The 952-nt window shown below is 43.8% G+C and carries 1 protein-coding gene; it reads right to left on the bottom strand.

Annotated features, from left to right (window positions below; genetic code table 11):
• On the bottom strand, positions 1 to 952 hold a 952-nt coding region (locus tag AC1DWN_RS34360; protein ID WP_477563285.1), incomplete at both ends, for an ROK family protein.

The following is a 952-nucleotide window of genomic DNA, read 5'->3' as shown; positions in this document are numbered from 1 at the left end:
TCAGATTAGCAAGACCAATTCCGAAATACATAGCTGATTGCATGAACAGCTCACGAACATAAGAGTTGTTCTGCGAAAAGGCTTGCAGCAGCATATCGTAATTAATCTTATCGGGAGATAAGCGTTCGTCATAAAGTAGATCAGTACGTCCTAATTTGGCATGGGAGCGCGCTTGCATCTCTAAAGCTTGAACGGATACGAAAGCTTCAAGTGCACCGTAGTTCCCATGATCATTTAATCTAGGACCGTCCATCTGGATAATCATTTGGCCGATGGAGCCTTCCATATCAATAGAACCGTGTACGATTTGCCCATAAGACATCATGGCAGAGCGAAGACCAACACCAGCGTGTACATATAACATATGCTGAAGATTTTGTCGGCGCATTGACCAGTGTTCCCCGATTAGTGCAGCATTAGCGCCATTCTCTAGACTGGCAGGTATGCCGGTCTGCTCATGAAGGATTTGGCATATCGGCACGTCATTCCATCCCGAAGCTGGGAAGTTTAATGGGTGAACGATGATTCCTTTCTCCCGATCCAGAGGACCAACTGCGCCAATTCCGATTCCAATTACGTTATTGCGATCGATTTTGTGATCGAGCAAAATCGATCGGATATTATTTGTGACATATTCAACGAGCTGCTGAGGTGTCATAGCCTCATCCATTCGCCAACGTATGAGGGACAAAGGATTCATTTTCATATCATAAAAACCTAATGTAGAGTATCGTCTTGATATTTCTAATCCAAAAAAATATCCATAGGCAGGATTAATTTCATAAAGAATCGGCCTTCTGCCTCCATTCGAAGGACCGAGACCAGACATAATCAACAAGCTATCAGAAACTAACTCGTCAAGCAGTCTTGTAAGCGAGCTGCTTGTAAGTGAAAAAGCGGCAAGTAATTCGGCTTTGGAGACAACGCCTTGCTCTGCGATAAGTGTATATAG

Source organism: Paenibacillus sp. P4_A7 (assembly GCF_056402455.1).
This window is presented reverse-complemented; position numbering and strand designations above follow the sequence as displayed.